This is a genomic window from Pseudomonas sp. (assembly GCF_046581935.1).
Classification (GTDB): domain Bacteria; phylum Pseudomonadota; class Gammaproteobacteria; order Pseudomonadales; family Pseudomonadaceae; genus Aquipseudomonas.
In genome coordinates this window covers 346,657-361,762 of the sequence record NZ_JAYGFK010000014.1, presented here as the reverse complement: position 1 = coordinate 361,762, position 15,106 = coordinate 346,657, and the positions used below count along the sequence as shown (strand labels likewise).

The window sequence follows — 15,106 nt, the reverse complement described above, 5'->3', positions numbered from 1 at the left end:
TATCGCTGCGCTCAACCCAACCTACGCGGGACCTCACAGCTGCGGCAGCACCGGCGTGCTGACCCGCACATCGGCATTTTGCGCGCGGTGCCGCAGCAGATGATCCATCAACACGATGGCCATCATCGCTTCAGCAATTGGCGTAGCGCGGATGCCCACACAAGGGTCGTGACGGCCCTTGGTGATGATATCCACCGGATTGCCATGCACATCAATCGAGCGCCCTGGCGTGGTGATGCTTGAGGTTGGCTTGAGCGCCAAGTGCGCAACAATCGGCTGCCCACTGGAGAGCCCGCCAAGAATGCCGCCGGCGTTGTTGGAGAGGAAACCCTCTGGGGTCATCTCGTCGCGGTGCTCGGTGCCGCGCTGCGCCACACTGGCAAAACCTGCGCCGATTTCCACGCCTTTAACTGCGTTGATGCTCATCAGCGCATGGGCCAGTTCGGCGTCCAGACGGTCGAAAATCGGCTCACCCAGACCCGGCATAACGCCTTCAGCCACCACGGTAATTTTCGCCCCAACCGAGTCCTGATCACGCCGTAGCTGGTCCATGTAGGCTTCCAGCTCGGGCACTTTGTCTGGATCAGGGCAGAAGAAGGCGTTCTGCTCAACGCTGTCCCAGGTTTTGAACGGGATTTCGATTGGCCCCAGCTGGCTCATATAGCCACGAATCACAATGCCCTGGGTCGCCAGGTACTTCTTGGCGATGGCTCCAGCCGCCACGCGCATGGCGGTTTCCCGCGCCGAACTGCGACCGCCACCGCGATAGTCACGGATGCCGTACTTGTGGTGATAGGTGTAATCGGCGTGGGCCGGGCGGAAGGAATCCTTGATTGCAGAGTAATCCTTGGACTTCTGATCGGTATTGCGGATCAGCAGGCCAATCGAGCAACCGGTGGTTTTGCCCTCGAACACCCCGGCGAGGATTTCCACCTCATCGGCTTCTTGGCGCTGCGTGGTGTGGCGGCTAGTGCCAGGTTTGCGCCGATCAAGATCACGCTGCAGGTCTTCCAGGCTAATATCCAGCCCCGGCGGGCAGCCATCAACAATAGCGACCAACGCCGGGCCGTGGCTTTCGCCAGCGGTGGTGACAGTGAACAGCTTGCCGTAGGTATTGCCGGACATGTGCAAAACGCTCCGCGAGAATCAGCGCAGGGCCGCGCTAACTGGCGCAACGCCCTACTTAAATGAAGTCGGCAAGTATACCTGCGGCGTCCGTACAGATCACCCTCGAACCTTAGCGCTAGATATGCGTCCAAGGGTTTCCCCCTCTGGCAGTTGTTATCCATGTTGCGAGCGCTTCTATTGACCCTTTGCCTACTTCCGCCGCTGGCTCAAGCTGCATCCCAAAGCGCTACGCACAGCAGCGTGCAACAACCGATGCGCCTGCAAACCGCCCAAGGCACGCTGTATGGCACCTTGCTCAAGCCCAGCGGCACAACCCCAGTGGCTGTGGCCTTGCTGATTGCTGGCTCCGGGCCGACTGACCGCGACGGCAATAACCCGGAAGGCGGCCAAAGCGACAGCCTCAAGCGCCTGGCCCAGAGCTTGGCTAAACAAGGTATCGCCAGCCTGCGCTATGACAAACGCGGCGTAGCCGCCAGCCGCGCTGCTACCCCAGATGAACGCGACCTGAGTGTCGCAAGCTATGTCAGCGATGCCGTGGCTTGGGCACACTTGCTGATGGCCGACCCAGCGTTTGACCGGCTGATTCTGATTGGCCACAGCGAAGGTGCGCTGATCGCCAGCCTCGCGGCCGAACAGGCTAAAGCCGATGCGCTGGTATCGATAGCCGGCAGTTCACGGCCAATTGACCAACTCTTGCGTGAGCAACTGGCCGCACGCCTACCGCCGCCGCTGCTCGAACAAAGCAATCAACTGCTCGACCGCCTACTGGCCGGACAACTCACCCCGCAGGTGCCCAAACAGTTGCAAGTGCTGTTTCGCCCTAGCGTGCAGCCTTACCTGATCTCACTGCTGCAACAGAACCCTGGCCAGGCCTTTGCCCAACTGCCCATCCCGGCGCTGATCGTACAAGGCAGCCACGATATCCAAGTCAGCGTCGCCGATGCCCGCGCCCTGCAAGCAGCCAAACCCGATGCGGAGCTGCTGATCATCCCCGGCATGAACCATATGCTGCGCATTAGCGCGCTGGATTTGCCCGCGCAACTGGCCAGCTATAACAATCCTCGGTTACCGTTGGCCCAAGGCTTGGGCGAACACATCGCCCAGTTCATCCAGCGCACCGGCAAAATACCAGCCTCTAGTTAACCGACGGGCGGCCGATAAGCGCAATGAGCAGGCGACACCAGTACCGGCGTCGCGCACAGGACCGCCGTTTATGACCGACAGCCCCGCGCCGCAAATCGACACCGACGCCGCACCACAGGAAGTCGTCGAGCAAGCCCACCCGTGGGCAGAGCTTGCTCCCGAGCACCTGAGCCTGCTGCGTCTGGCAGCCTTGCCGACAGACCGCCACACCGGTGCGCGGCCCCTGCGCTTTATCCAACTGGGCAAGGTTGAACGCCTGGGCAAGCAGCACAGCCTGCTGCGCCTGACCTTACAACTACCCGGCCAGCGCGTACGCAAGGAACAAAATATCCTTGAGGTCTGGGCCGACCATGCACAGCGCATGATCCGCTTTGGCCCTGAAAGCGGCCTGACAATAGAGCCGGAGAACCGTGGTTTGGGGCGTTTTTTGCTGGCCCAAGGAATCGACTGGGCCCGTCAGCACTTCGCCCATTACCAGGTAGAAAACACCCCATTACCCAGCAAGGACGCCTTCAGCGAGGAAGCCCGCAGCCGTCGCGACCACTGCTTGCAAGCCCAGGGTTTTGTCGTTGAATACCTTGATCCGCTGCGGATCAAGGCGCAATGCGGTGCCGCCCGAGTTAGCTCGCTGCATGGCGACTGGCAGGCGGAGAAGGTGCAGATCATCGAGCTATTAGATGCAGCGAGCATGCTGCAACAAGCCGATCAGAATCTGCGAGAGCAGGACGTGAAGATCCGCAAACTGGAAACGCGTATCGATGTGTTCAAGCGCGATGACACTGGCCTGCGCTTTACCATCACCTGCCTGGTGGCCTTCTCCGTGTTTCAGGCCGGCCTGCTGATCTGGATTGCCACCCACTAAGAAACCTCAGCACGAGCCTGACGGTACTGCCCCGGCGCCACACCATAGGCTTGTTTGAACTGTCGACTCAGGTGGCTCTGATCAGCAAAACCCAGCTGCATGGCCACCGCCAGCGGCGCGCAGCCCGAGCGCAGCAGCGCCCGCGCCTGCTCCAAACGCCGCTGCATCAGCCAACTGTGTGGCGGCAAGCCAGTGGCGCGGCGAAATACCCGAGCGAAATGAAACGGCGACAAGCCCACCGCCTGCGCCAACTGCTCCAGTGAGGGAGGCGTTGCCAACTGGCTGGCCAGCAGCTCTTTGGCTCGGCTTACAGCGCGCGGCTCATGCCCCGGAACCAGCCCTTCAGGTAAGCGCGCATGGCGCTGAAACAGCAACAGAACGGCCTCGCGCCAGGCGGTCTGCAACTGCAGCGCCGACGCCTGGCTGTCCAGCAACTGATGCAAGGCAACAAACTGACGATGCAGTTGCGGGTCGTGCAATACGCTGAGGGCAAACGACGGCATGCCTTGCCGCCCCAACTCCAGCTCCGCCAACACCCCGCCGACCTGCGCGTTGCCAGGATAGAAGCCGCGATAGTACCAACCCTGATCATGGGCCTTAGAGCCGGTATGCAGTTCGTCGGGGTTGATCAGCACCATGCTGCCGGCTGAAGCCAAGTGGTCGCTGCCACGATGGCGAAAGCGTTGGGCACCCTGCTCGATTACCGTGAAGACAAAGCCTTCATGCACATGGGGAGAAAAACGCTGCTCAATGTAATGCGCATGCAGCAGCTCAATACCGCCAAGCTCGCGCGATTGCCAGAAGCGTGTCTGTTCGGTGCCCACCTGCGCCATGCCTCAACCGCTGAAACGCGCCTCCAGTTGCTGCTTGATCGCTGGCCAATCATGGTCGGTGATGCTGTACAGCACGGTGTCATCCAGTCGCCCATCGGCCAGCCGGCGGTGATTGCGTAACACGCCTTCGCGCAGTGCCCCGAGTTTTTCGATGGCGCGTTGCGAGCGCAGATTACTGGCAGCGGTTTTCAGCTGCACACGCACCATGCCCCAATTCTCGAAGGCATGCCTGAGCATCAGGTATTTAACGGTGCTGTTGAGGCCCGTGCCGTGCTGGCTACGATCCAGCCAGGTCCAGCCGATTTCAGTAGCCGGCAGACTGCTGACAAAATCGGCAAAGCGCGTGGTACCAACCAGTTGCTCGCCAAGCCGGATAGTAAAGGGCAAGGCGCGCCCTTCGCGCTGTTCGCTCAGGCCCTCGCGGTACCAGTCCAGCCGCTGGGTGCCATTCATGTAGAGCAACTCGGCGCGGTTGGCTTCAGCCAGGCTCACCAATGCAGGAATATCAGCATCGACCATCGGCTCGATGCGCAACGCGCCACGTTGCAGGGTTATCAGTTGCGGCTTGAACATAGGGTCCCTCCTCGGACAGAGTCGCAGGCGCGACACGCTAACAGCGCGAGCCAGTGTGCACAATCCGCAACAGCAATAAGTTCGACCTTGGTCGTGCCTGACGACTCGACACTTTGCTGCGAGACTGCTGCCAATCATCTGCCGTAGGCTCTGATGCGGTAGGCTCAGGGCAGCCGCTGCGCTACCAGTTACGACCGTGATAACCCCCTATAGTTTGCTTTCGGAGTATGCATGACCCTGTCCAGTGGGCTGATCGCCGCAGTTGCGCTGATTTACATGGCCATTCTGTTCGCTATCGCCTTCTATGGCGACCGCCGTTCCACGCCACTGCCGCCCCGTGTTAGAGCCTGGGTCTATAGCCTGTCGCTGGCTGTGTACTGCACCAGTTGGACCTTCTTCGGCGCGGTCGGTCAGGCCACCGAGCAACTCTGGGCGTTTCTGCCGATCTACCTTGGCCCGATCATCATTCTGGTCTTCACCCCGTGGGTGCTGCAGAAGATGGTGATGATCAGCAAGCAGGAAAACATCACCTCAATCGCCGACTTTATCGCCGCGCGCTACGGCAAATCCCAGGCTCTGGCAGTGGTAGTGGCGCTGGTTTGCCTGGTTGGCGTGCTGCCCTATATCGCGCTACAGCTCAAAGGCATCGTGCTGGGCGTCAACCTGCTGATTGGCGAAGGCGCAGGCGCCAGCGGTACCAGTGCGCAAGACACCGCATTGATCGTCTCGCTGGTGCTGGCCCTGTTCACAATTTTGTTCGGCACACGCAACCTGGATGTCACCGAGCACCACCGCGGCATGGTGCTGGCAATTGCCTTCGAATCGCTGGTCAAGCTCCTGGCTTTTCTCGCCGTTGGCGCATTTGTCACCTATGGCTTGTACAACGGCTTTAGCGACCTGTTCAGCCAAGCCACAGCCAACCCTGAGCTAAAAGAATTCTGGGCAGAAACCGTGAACTGGCCGGCAATGATGATGCAAACCGGCTTGGCGATGATCGCCATCATCTGCCTGCCGCGGCAGTTCCATGTGGCGGTGGTGGAGAACATCGAGCCCAAGGACCTGCGCCTGGCGCGCTGGGTTTTCCCCACGTACCTGATACTTGCCGCACTGTTTGTCGTACCCATTGCCCTGGCCGGGCAAATGTTGCTGCCTGACGGAGTCACCCCGGACTCCTTCGTGATCAGCCTGCCGCTGGCCGAAGCGCATCCGGCGCTGGCCTTGTTGGCGTTTATCGGCGGTGCCTCAGCAGCCACAGGTATGGTTATCGTGGCGTCGGTGGCGCTATCAACGATGATTTCCAACGACATGCTGCTGCCCTGGCTGCTACGCCGGCAGAACACAGAACGACCTTTTGAGGCCTTCCGTCACTGGATGCTTACTGCGCGCCGGGTCAGCATCGTTCTCATTCTGCTCTTGGCCTACGTGTGCTATCGCCTGCTCGGCTCCAATGCCAGCCTGGCGACCATCGGCCAAGTGTCCTTTGCGGCCATCGGCCAGTTGGCTCCGGCCATGTTCGGCGCGCTGGTGTGGAAGCAGGCCAACCGTCAGGGAGTGTTTGCCGGTTTGTTCGTGGGCGCGCTGATCTGGTGCTACACCTTGGTCATGCCGTTGGTAGCACGCGGACTGGGCTGGCCACTCGAGGCCTTCCCTGCGCTGCAACCACTTCTGTATGCAGATATCGGAATAAAAGTCGATCCGTTAACACGCGGCGTCGTACTGTCGCTGGCCGGTAACTTCCTGCTGTTTGCCTGGGTCTCTTACTTCTCTCGCACCCGAGTGGCAGAACATTGGCAGGCAGGGCGGTTTATCGGCCATGACCTGGGCACCAAACCGAGCAACCGTAGCATGCTGGCGGTACAGGTCGGTGACCTGCTGCTACTGGCCAACCGCTTTGTCGGTGAAGACCGCGCGCGCCATAGTTTCATGCGCTTCGCTTACCGCCAAGGACGTAGCTTCGATCCCAACCAGACCGCCAACAGCGACTGGATTGCCCATACCGAACGCCTGCTGGCCGGCGTACTGGGTGCGTCCTCGACTCGCGCAGTGGTCAAGGCCGCCATCGAAGGCCGGGAGATGCATGTCGAGGACGTGGTACGCATCGTCGACGAAGCCAGTGAAGTGCTGCAGTTCAACCGCGCCCTGCTACAAGGTGCCATTGAGAACATCACCCAGGGCATCAGCGTGGTTGATCAGTCACTGCGCCTGGTGGCCTGGAACCACCGCTATATCGAGCTGTTCAACTACCCAGACGGCCTGGTCTATGTCGGCCGCCCCGTGGCCGAACTGATCCGCTTCAATGCCGAACGCGGCCTGCTAGGCGGCGGTGACATCGACGAACACGTCAGCAAGCGCCTGTACTGGATGCGCCAGGGCACAGCGCACACCTCTGAGCGCCTGTTCCCCAATGGCCGGGTGATCGAACTGATCGGCAACCCGATGCCCGGCGGCGGTTTCGTCATGAGCTTTACCGACATCACCGAGTTTCGTGAGGCCGAGCGCGCACTCAAGGCGGCCAACGAAGGCCTTGAGCAACGGGTCAGCGAACGTACCCATGAACTGTCACAGCTCAACCTGGCATTAACCGCAGCCAAGGGGGTCGCAGAAGCCGCCAACCAATCGAAGACCCGCTTTCTCGCGGCCGTCAGCCACGATCTGATGCAGCCACTCAACGCAGCCCGCCTATTCTCCGCCGCACTCGCTCACCAGGACGACGCCCTGCCTCAGGATGCCCGCGAACTAGTGCACCACCTAGACAGCTCACTGCGCTCAGCCGAAGACCTGATCAGCGACCTGCTGGATATCTCACGCCTGGAGAACGGCCGCATCACCCCGAATCGTCACAGCTTTGCCCTGAACAACCTGTTCGACACCCTTGGCGCAGAATTCAAGGCGCTGGCAGCTGAGCAGGGTGTGGACTTCCGCCTGCGCGGCAGCAACCTGCGGGTCGACAGTGACATCAAGTTGCTACGGCGCATCCTGCAGAACTTCCTGACCAATGCCTTCCGCTACGCCAAAGGCCGCGTTCTGCTGGGCGTGCGTCACCAGGGTAGACAGTTGCGCCTGGAAGTATGGGACCGTGGACCGGGGATTCCCGACGACAAACGCAAGGTGATATTTGAGGAATTCAAACGCCTCGACAGCCACCAAACCCGCGCCGAAAAAGGCCTGGGACTGGGCCTGGCGATTGCCGATGGTTTGTGCCGAGTCTTGGAACATAAGCTGGAAGTCCGCTCCTGGCCAGGCCGTGGCAGCGTATTCAGCGTCACCGTGCCCTTGGCACAGCATGCCGAAGCGGCAGCGCCAGTAGCCGCCAAAGCGGACCACAACGGCCAAGCGCTATCCGGTATTCAAGTACTCTGCGTGGACAACGAAGACAGCATCCTTACCGGCATGCACAGCCTGCTTTCGCGCTGGGGTTGTCAGGTGTGGACAGCGCGCACCCGCTTGGAGTGCGAGCAATTGCTGGGCGAAAACATGCGCCCGCAACTGGCCCTGGTGGACTTTCACCTCGATGACGGCGAAACCGGCACCGAGTTGATGGCCTGGTTACGCACCCGTATGGCGGAACCGATACCAGGCGTTGTGATCAGCGCCGATGGCCGCCCCGAGCTGATCGCTCAGGTGCATGCCGCCGGCCTCGGTTACCTAAGCAAACCGGTCAAACCAGCCGCCTTGCGCGCCTTGTTAAGCCGCCATTTGCCGCTGCGCTGAGGCGCAGCACGCTACAAATTGAATCTCAACCCTGCAGGCGCTGACGGAATAGCGCCTGATGCTCGCGACACTGCTGGGCAGCCAGCAAAAATACGCCATGACCGCCGCGTTCGAACTCCAGCCAGGTGAAATCGACTTCCGGGTACAGGGCTTCAACATGCACCTGGCTGTTGCCGACTTCGACGATTAACACACCCTTCTCGCTCAGGTGATCAGCCGCTTCGGCCAACATCCGCCGCACTAAATCCAGACCATCCTCGCCACAGGCCAGACCAAGCTCTGGCTCATGCTGATACTCGGCCGGCATATCGGCGAAGTCCTCGGCGTCGACATAGGGCGGGTTGGAGACAATCAGATCAAATCGCTGCCCCGGCAAACCGGCAAAACCATCGCCCTGCACGGTGTACACACGCTCGCCCAGTTCATGCCGCTCGATGTTCTGGTTAGCCACTTCCAGCGCGTCATAAGACAAGTCGCCGAGCACCACCTCAGCATCGAGAAACTCATAAGCACAAGCGATACCGATACAGCCCGAGCCCGTGCACAGGTCAAGAATCCGCGCCGGCTGCATAGCCAGCCAAGGCTCAAAATGCTGTTCGATCAATTCGGCAATAGGTGAACGCGGGATCAGCACCCGCTCATCAACAATAAATGGCAGGCCGCAGAACACGGCTTCGCCCAGCAGGTAGGCCGTGGGCACGCGCGCCTCAATACGCTGCTGCAACAAGTCGTGCAGGTGCGCATGCTCGTCATGCTCTAGGCGGCAATCGAGGTAGCTGTCGGCAATTTCATAAGGTAAATGCAGGGCACCCAGCACCAGCTGGCGGGCTTCATCCCAGGCGTTATCGGTGCCATGGCCAAAAAACAGTTCTTCGCCATGAAACCGACTAACCGCCCAGCGAATGTAGTCACGGATACTGCGCAGGCGGGTTGGATGGGCGTTTGTAGCGTCGGTCACGGTAGCTCTCCGCAGAAAAAGTGCTGCATTCTAGCCCATTGTGCCGGCATTACTGCCTGCGCGGCGCGAGCAAACTCAGCAGAGACAACCGTTCCAGGGTGTTCCTTGCTCAGTCGTCGGAGGGTGTTTCGTCACGTTTCAGATACAGCTCACGCAACACGGCGACGGAAACGGCCAGGGCAAACAACAGCCAGAAATACTCGGTAAATAGACTTATCAGGCTCATAACGCAGCTCCTTTTGCTTGAAATTGCCGGTCCTCGGCAGCTAGCTGATTTTGCTCATTACACAAACAGCAAGCAAGATCATCAGGACAAAGGTTCACAGCAGCGCAACACAGGTGGACAATGGGTGGACTGTCCATGCCAGCCTGGAGTTCCTGCCATGTCCACCCCAAAAACAATGTTCGCCCTCACTGGCCGCAGCCATGCTCCCGCCAGCCTGAGTAACGCGACCCTGCTGGTAATTGATGCGCAAGAGGAGTACCGCAGCGGCGTCTTGCAGTTACCAGGGCTGGATGCGGCCTTAGAAGAGATTGCCAAACTGCTCGCCGCCGCCCGCGAACTGGGCAGCGCCATCGTCCACGTCAAACATCTCGGCATCCCTGACGGCCTGCTCGACCCACGCGGCCCGCGCGGCGTGCATCTGCCAGAAGCGGCACCCTTGCCGGGGGAAATCGTCGTTGAAAAGCGCATGCCCAATGCCTTCAATGGCACCGACCTGCATGACCGTCTGCAAGCACTAGGTCACCTGGACTTGATCGTCTGCGGATTTATGACCCACTCCAGCATCAGCACCACCGTGCGTGCGACCAAGGATTATGGTTACCGCTGTACCGTGGTCGATGCCGCTTGCGCCACCCGCGATCTACCGACCCTTGATGGCCAGGTGATCAGCGCCGCCGATATGCACAGGGCCGAAATGATCGCCCTCGCTGACAATTTTTCTGCCGTGGTGCCGTGCGCCAGCGCCTTGCTTTGACGCCACTGGCAAACGCGCTATTGATCACAGCCTGCGCACTGCTCACCTGCAGCGGTTGAACCACACCGGCAGCTGCCGGTCATACCGCCGATAGCCATAGAGGAAATCGGCATGAGGACATCGGCATGAAGCAATCCGACGGTTTTGACGCTCGCCGCTTGCGTCCACGTAGTGCCGGCACCTGGCGTTTACGTCTGGGCGCGGCATTCGCTGCGTTGCTGGCCACGTTCGGCGTCCTGCTGAGCATGGCCGGCATTGCTGCCCTACTCGGCCAGCACTCAGTATTGGGGCCGCTTAACGAATCCGCTGTTGCGGCCGGTTTGTTCGCGCTCATCGGCCTGGCTTTGCTGTACGTCGGCGTGATGCTCTGGCGTCGCTGCCGACGCCGCTCAAGACATGCCAGCGACCTGAGCATGGCACCGCACCTGATGAAGAAACGCGACTGATTCATCCGCACAGCACGATGACGGCAGGTTGGTTACACTAGCGGCCTTCGCGGAGGCCCAGATGCAAGACGACGACTTCTCTCTCTTTAAAGCCGAATTGCGCGGCGTAAAACCGATCAAGCATGACCGCGCAGATACCGGCAAAGCAAAACCCAACCGTGCCCAACTGGCCACCCTGCGCCAGGCGGCCACGGCGCGCGTAGACTCGATTAAGGTCGACGGCCTGTCTGATCAATTCGTGATTGATGTGGGCGCTGAAGACCCGCTGTACTGGTCGGCCAACGGCGTGCAAGAAGGCCAGATGCGCAAACTCAAGCTGGGTCAGATCAGCTTCGAGGGCAGCCTCGACCTGCACGGCATGAGCGTGGAAAAGGCCCGCGATACGCTCTGGGAGTTCATTGCCGAGGCCAACAAGCTAGAAGTGCGCTGCGTACGCATCACCCACGGCAAAGCGGTGCGTATGGATGGCCGTAAGCCGATGATCAAGAGCCACGTCAACACCTGGCTACGCCAGCATCCACAAGTACTGGGCTTTACCTCTTGCCTGGCCAAACACGGCGGTACCGGCGCGGTTTACGTCATGCTTAAACGCACCATGATGGATGGCCGCGACGAATAAGCCACGCTGGCTGGTGGCCTGCGCACTTGCCAGCCCAGCCCTCGCGGCCTAACCTGCGCCCTTCGGAAAGACCAACGAGATTGTCCATGTCCCTGGAACAGAATTACACCGCGATCCTCGGCAAACTTGGCGAGGACGTATCCCGCGAAGGCCTGCTCGATACGCCAAAACGCGCCGCCAAAGCCATGCAGTACCTGTGCAAAGGCTACCAAGAGACCCTCGACGAGGTCACTAATGGCGCGCTGTTCAGCTCCGACAACAGCGAAATGGTGCTGGTGAAGAACATCGAGTTGTATTCACTGTGTGAGCACCATTTGCTGCCCTTTATCGGCAAGGCCCACGTCGCTTATATCCCCAGCGGCAAAGTGCTCGGTCTGTCGAAAGTCGCGCGCATCGTCGATATGTACGCGCGCCGCCTGCAGATCCAGGAAAACCTCAGCCGGCAGATCGCTGAAGCCATCCAGCAGGTCACCGGCGCCCTGGGTGTTGCCGTGGTGATCGAGGCGCAGCACATGTGCATGATGATGCGTGGTGTAGAAAAGCAGAACTCCTCCATGGTCACCTCAGTGATGCTTGGCGAATTCCGCGAAAACGCCGCCACACGCAGCGAGTTCCTCAGCCTGGTCAATAACTGATCAACTCAGCTAGCAAAAAACCGGCTCCGGCCGGTTTTTTTAGGCTTGCCTAGCGGCGACAATCCGCCACAAAACACGATGAAACCGCCAGCATATGGCGAGATCACGCCACATCTTCCTGGTATTTAGTGCTGCTCTACTGCGGCAGCATGCCGCAAGCAGGGATATTGCAGTGATGGGCATGCATCTTGCGATAAGACCTGTAACGCCAGCGCACCCCGCGTTTTTCTGCAGGTTTTAATCGCCTGTACCCGAAGTCGCTGTCGTTTTGCACACGACGCCCTATACCCCCTACAACGCGCCTGTCAGCAGATGATGGGCACATCCGCTATTGCTGCATAGCTGATCCCGCGTCGGCCATAGGGCGTCATCCTGACTTCACCGATTAAAGATGGTTGGTTTAATGAAAAAGCTTCTATTGGCCACGCTATGCCTGAGCGTGATCGGTTGCGCCAAGCAACCCGAGCCAGAAAAAACCGTAGATGTTCTATTGATTGGCGGCGGCATCATGAGCGCCAGCCTCGGCACCTACCTCACAGAGCTGGAACCCACCTGGACCATCGATCTCTACGAGCGCCTCGACCAAGTCGCCGCTGAAAGCTCCAACGCCTGGAACAACGCTGGCACCGGTCACTCAGCACTCGCCGAACTGAACTACACCCCGGAAAAACCTGACGGTTCCATCGATATCAGCAAGGCTGTGACGATCAACGAGTCGTTCGAGATCTCCAAGCAATTCTGGGCCTATCAGGTCGATCAACGCATCCTTAACAACCCCAAGTCGTTCATCAACAACGTGCCGCACATGAGCTTCGTCTGGGGTGATAAAAACACCGCGTTCCTCAAGAAGCGTTACGAGGCCCTGCAGAGCAGCACGCTATTCCGCGGTATGGAATTCTCCGAAGACCCGGCCAAAATTGCCGAATGGGTCCCGCTGATCATGGCCGAGCGCCAGCCGGGTGAAAAAATCGCAGCGACCCGTGTGACCTTCGGCACTGACGTCAACTTCGGTGAAATCACCCGCCAGTTGATCGACTCGCTGAACCAGAAGGACACCTTCAAGCTGCACCTGCAGCATGAAGTGCGTGACATTGTGCGCAACGACGATGGCACCTGGAAGGTCGTGATCGCCGACCTGGCCAATGACGGCCTTGAAAACGCTGTTAACGCCCGCTTCGTGTTTATTGGCGCAGGTGGCGGTGCCCTCAAGCTGCTGCAGAAATCCGGCATTCCGGAAGCCGACGGCTATGCAGGCTTCCCGGTGGGTGGCCAGTGGCTGGTTAGCGAAAACCAGGAATTGGTCAGCCAACACCAGGCCAAAGTTTACGGTATGGCTTCGGTCGGCTCGCCGCCCATGTCAGTACCGCACCTGGATACTCGCGTGATTGATGGCAAGAAGGCGCTGCTGTTCGGTCCCTTCGCTACCTTCTCCACCAAGTTCCTGAAAAACGGTTCCTGGACGGACATGTTCGGCAGCCTGACGACTCACAACGTCATGCCGATGGCCCACGCGGGCCTGGACAACATGTCGTTGACCACCTACTTGATGGGTCAACTGGTGCAAAGCCAGGACGACCGCATGGACTCGCTGCGTAACTACTTCCCGGCAGCCAAAAACCAAGACTGGCACCTGCTGCAAGCCGGCCAACGCGTGCAGATCATCAAGAAAGACGCCGACAAAGGCGGCATCTTGCAATTCGGTACCGAAGTGGTCAGCTCCGCAGATGGCAGCATCGCCGCCCTGCTCGGTGCCTCACCGGGCGCATCAACGGCTGCACCGATCATGCTTCACCTGCTTGAGCGCACCTTCAAGGACAAGGTGCAGAGCCCAGCCTGGCAGGCCAAGTTGAAGGAAATCATCCCCTCCTACGGCCAGAAGCTTGAAGGCAACCTGGAGTTGACCAACAAGACCCGCGCCTGGAGCAGCGAACGCCTGCAACTGGAGTTCACTGAAGTACAACCGCTGGCCCTCACCACAGAGGCCAGCGCGGCGCAGTAGCACGCGCCTGGGGATGAACCTGTAAGCCGTACTTACAAGTTGCAGGGAGCAGATGTCGCGGGCACACCGATTGAGCCCGCGACAGTTATTCCTCGTCATCATCCTCGCAGTGGCCAGACTCAATCACCGACCTCAGACCGGGGCAAACTCAAAGAAACCTCACGAAATGCAAGCAAGGCGGCTTCGAGGTGCTCGATAATTTCCAGCTGAAGCACATCGGGTAGCGGCAGATCGTCCAAGTTGTCCAGGCTGTCATATTTCAACCAGAAAATATCTGAGTCGATTTGCTGACGGGCTTTTAACTCTGGCGTCATGATGCTGATCCCTGCAAATTCCGCACTATTGAATTGAACCAATAACAACCAAGCTACTTAGGGCTTTCTGGAGACTGGGCAGACCGATCTCAAACCGCTGAAAATACGCAGCCTTGCTCAGTAACCGACTTCTTTCTGATGCCGAAAGGCCAATACATAGACAGCATCATCCGCGCGCTCATGCCGATAGAGCGCCACATAACCAGAATCACCGAACTCGATAATTAGCTCACGCAACTCCGGCAGCTCTGGAAATGGGCGACCTACTTCCGGGCCATCTTCCAATCGGACGAATTGTCGTTCAATCGCCTGAGCGGCTCGCCGAGCAATCTGCGGGCCTTTCTCGACAAGAAACTGACGACAACGCTCAAGCCCTTGCGCAGCACCTTCAGTGATAATCAGTCGTGGCACTTGGGAAGCTCCGCCTCAGCCTCAGTGCCCCAGGTATTGAGCCAGGCCCGCGTCTCTTGGCCGGTCAGATGCCGACCTGTTTCCTGATACGCCGCCCACGACGCCAAGGCTTCTTGTTTGAAACTCTCACGGGCTTCCTCGCGCTCAACGTACTGCGCTATCGCTTCGCGCATAATCCAGTGGGGCGAACGTTGACGCAGACCAGCCAAGTGCTGAATGCGACTTTTCAGCTCGTCATCAATTTTGATAGAAGTGGCCATAGCCGAACCCTCGTTATCTAAAGGTATTACCTTTTGATAAGGTATCAGTCACCCAGTTCATCTGTCCATGCGTCTAGAAGACAGTCGATGCCACGCAGAACGTGGATGGGGGTACAAACAGGCATATAGAAATTAAACTATATAAATCAAGGATTTAGTTTTTATAAAACGCCGACCACAAGCCAGTTTTTTGCCTGCAAAACCTGCTTTTCTCCAACAGTGACTTGAGTGAAT

Annotated in this window: 15 protein-coding genes; 8 read left to right on the top strand and 7 right to left on the bottom strand. The window is 59.1% G+C overall.

What is annotated here, in order from left to right; genetic code table 11:
• Nucleotides 1–33: 33 nt before the first annotated feature.
• Nucleotides 34–1,125, bottom strand: coding sequence for a chorismate synthase (aroC, locus tag VCA57_RS12560; RefSeq protein WP_411185366.1), 1,092 nt, complete (start codon nt 1,123–1,125; stop codon nt 34–36).
• Nucleotides 1,126–1,287: 162 nt separating this feature from the next.
• On the opposite strand from aroC, the gene VCA57_RS12555 reads away from it, so the two are divergent.
• Together VCA57_RS12555 and VCA57_RS12550 are read left to right on the top strand one after the other, a co-directional pair.
• Nucleotides 1,288–2,271: an alpha/beta hydrolase gene (locus tag VCA57_RS12555; RefSeq protein WP_411185365.1), complete on the top strand. Its 984-nt coding sequence runs from the start codon at nt 1,288–1,290 to the stop codon at nt 2,269–2,271.
• A 70-nt stretch (nt 2,272–2,341) separates the two neighbouring features.
• Nucleotides 2,342–3,133: a hypothetical protein gene (locus VCA57_RS12550; protein WP_411185364.1), complete on the top strand. Its 792-nt coding sequence runs from the start codon at nt 2,342–2,344 to the stop codon at nt 3,131–3,133.
• On the opposite strand, the gene VCA57_RS12545 is transcribed toward VCA57_RS12550, so the two are convergent.
• On the bottom strand, nt 3,130–3,957 hold the full coding sequence (locus VCA57_RS12545) for an AraC family ligand binding domain-containing protein (protein ID WP_411185363.1): 828 nt from the start codon (nt 3,955–3,957) through the stop codon (nt 3,130–3,132). The genes VCA57_RS12550 and VCA57_RS12545 overlap by 4 nt on opposite strands.
• Nucleotides 3,958–3,969: 12 nt before the next feature.
• Nucleotides 3,970–4,539: a GNAT family N-acetyltransferase gene (locus VCA57_RS12540; protein ID WP_411185362.1), complete on the bottom strand. Its 570-nt coding sequence runs from the start codon at nt 4,537–4,539 to the stop codon at nt 3,970–3,972.
• Between the two features lie 231 nt (nt 4,540–4,770).
• Between VCA57_RS12540 and VCA57_RS12535 the strand changes: the two genes are divergently transcribed.
• The gene (locus VCA57_RS12535) at nt 4,771–8,250 is read left to right on the top strand and encodes a NahK/ErcS family hybrid sensor histidine kinase/response regulator (protein ID WP_411185361.1); all 3,480 of its coding nucleotides are present in this window, start codon (nt 4,771–4,773) and stop codon (nt 8,248–8,250) included.
• A gap of 25 nt (nt 8,251–8,275) precedes the next feature.
• Here VCA57_RS12535 and prmB read toward each other — a convergent pair whose 3' ends face one another.
• Nucleotides 8,276–9,208 (bottom strand): 50S ribosomal protein L3 N(5)-glutamine methyltransferase, encoded by a 933-nt coding sequence (gene prmB, locus VCA57_RS12530; protein ID WP_411185360.1) that lies wholly within the window; start codon nt 9,206–9,208, stop codon nt 8,276–8,278.
• 383 nt (nt 9,209–9,591) lie between these two features.
• Between prmB and VCA57_RS12525 the strand changes: the two genes are divergently transcribed.
• The 5 genes from VCA57_RS12525 to mqo all read left to right on the top strand — a co-directional run bounded on the left by VCA57_RS12525 (nt 9,592) and on the right by mqo (nt 13,887).
• On the top strand, nt 9,592–10,188 hold the full coding sequence (locus VCA57_RS12525) for a cysteine hydrolase family protein (RefSeq protein ID WP_411185359.1): 597 nt from the start codon (nt 9,592–9,594) through the stop codon (nt 10,186–10,188).
• A 125-nt stretch (nt 10,189–10,313) separates the two neighbouring features.
• Entirely contained in the window at nt 10,314–10,634 is a 321-nt protein-coding gene (locus VCA57_RS12520; RefSeq protein WP_411185358.1) for a hypothetical protein, read from the top strand.
• 61 nt (nt 10,635–10,695) lie between these two features.
• On the top strand, nt 10,696–11,253 hold the full coding sequence (locus VCA57_RS12515; RefSeq protein WP_411185357.1) for a Smr/MutS family protein: 558 nt from the start codon (nt 10,696–10,698) through the stop codon (nt 11,251–11,253).
• Nucleotides 11,254–11,339: 86 nt separating this feature from the next.
• Nucleotides 11,340–11,888 (top strand): GTP cyclohydrolase I FolE, encoded by a 549-nt coding sequence (folE, locus tag VCA57_RS12510; protein ID WP_411185356.1) that lies wholly within the window; start codon nt 11,340–11,342, stop codon nt 11,886–11,888.
• Between the two features lie 403 nt (nt 11,889–12,291).
• Nucleotides 12,292–13,887, top strand: a complete 1,596-nt coding sequence (mqo, locus tag VCA57_RS12505; RefSeq protein ID WP_411185355.1) for a malate dehydrogenase (quinone) — start codon at nt 12,292–12,294, stop codon at nt 13,885–13,887.
• A gap of 119 nt (nt 13,888–14,006) precedes the next feature.
• Here mqo and VCA57_RS12500 read toward each other — a convergent pair whose 3' ends face one another.
• The 3 genes from VCA57_RS12500 to VCA57_RS12490 all read right to left on the bottom strand — a co-directional run bounded on the left by VCA57_RS12500 (nt 14,007) and on the right by VCA57_RS12490 (nt 14,872).
• The gene (locus VCA57_RS12500) at nt 14,007–14,201 is read right to left on the bottom strand and encodes a hypothetical protein (protein ID WP_411185354.1); all 195 of its coding nucleotides are present in this window, start codon (nt 14,199–14,201) and stop codon (nt 14,007–14,009) included.
• Between the two features lie 117 nt (nt 14,202–14,318).
• Nucleotides 14,319–14,612, bottom strand: coding sequence for a type II toxin-antitoxin system RelE/ParE family toxin (locus tag VCA57_RS12495; protein ID WP_411185353.1), 294 nt, complete (start codon nt 14,610–14,612; stop codon nt 14,319–14,321).
• Nucleotides 14,600–14,872: a CopG family ribbon-helix-helix protein gene (locus VCA57_RS12490; protein WP_411185352.1), complete on the bottom strand. Its 273-nt coding sequence runs from the start codon at nt 14,870–14,872 to the stop codon at nt 14,600–14,602. Before VCA57_RS12490 ends, VCA57_RS12495 begins: the two co-directional genes overlap by 13 nt.
• Nucleotides 14,873–15,106 lie beyond the last annotated feature (234 nt).

Bases quoted from the DNA above. Each gene is read 5' to 3' on its own strand.
- aroC (WP_411185366.1), bottom strand. From the start codon at position 1,125: ATGTCCGGCAATACCTACGGCAAGCTGTTCACTGTCACCACCGCTGGC.
- VCA57_RS12555 (WP_411185365.1), top strand. From the start codon at position 1,288: ATGTTGCGAGCGCTTCTATTGACCCTTTGCCTACTTCCGCCGCTGGCT.
- VCA57_RS12550 (WP_411185364.1), top strand. From the start codon at position 2,342: ATGACCGACAGCCCCGCGCCGCAAATCGACACCGACGCCGCACCACAG.
- VCA57_RS12540 (WP_411185362.1), bottom strand. From the start codon at position 4,539: ATGTTCAAGCCGCAACTGATAACCCTGCAACGTGGCGCGTTGCGCATC.
- VCA57_RS12535 (WP_411185361.1), top strand. From the start codon at position 4,771: ATGACCCTGTCCAGTGGGCTGATCGCCGCAGTTGCGCTGATTTACATG.
- VCA57_RS12525 (WP_411185359.1), top strand. From the start codon at position 9,592: ATGTCCACCCCAAAAACAATGTTCGCCCTCACTGGCCGCAGCCATGCT.
- VCA57_RS12520 (WP_411185358.1), top strand. From the start codon at position 10,314: ATGAAGCAATCCGACGGTTTTGACGCTCGCCGCTTGCGTCCACGTAGT.
- VCA57_RS12515 (WP_411185357.1), top strand. From the start codon at position 10,696: ATGCAAGACGACGACTTCTCTCTCTTTAAAGCCGAATTGCGCGGCGTA.
- folE (WP_411185356.1), top strand. From the start codon at position 11,340: ATGTCCCTGGAACAGAATTACACCGCGATCCTCGGCAAACTTGGCGAG.
- mqo (WP_411185355.1), top strand. From the start codon at position 12,292: ATGAAAAAGCTTCTATTGGCCACGCTATGCCTGAGCGTGATCGGTTGC.
- VCA57_RS12500 (WP_411185354.1), bottom strand. From the start codon at position 14,201: ATGACGCCAGAGTTAAAAGCCCGTCAGCAAATCGACTCAGATATTTTC.
- VCA57_RS12490 (WP_411185352.1), bottom strand. From the start codon at position 14,872: ATGGCCACTTCTATCAAAATTGATGACGAGCTGAAAAGTCGCATTCAG.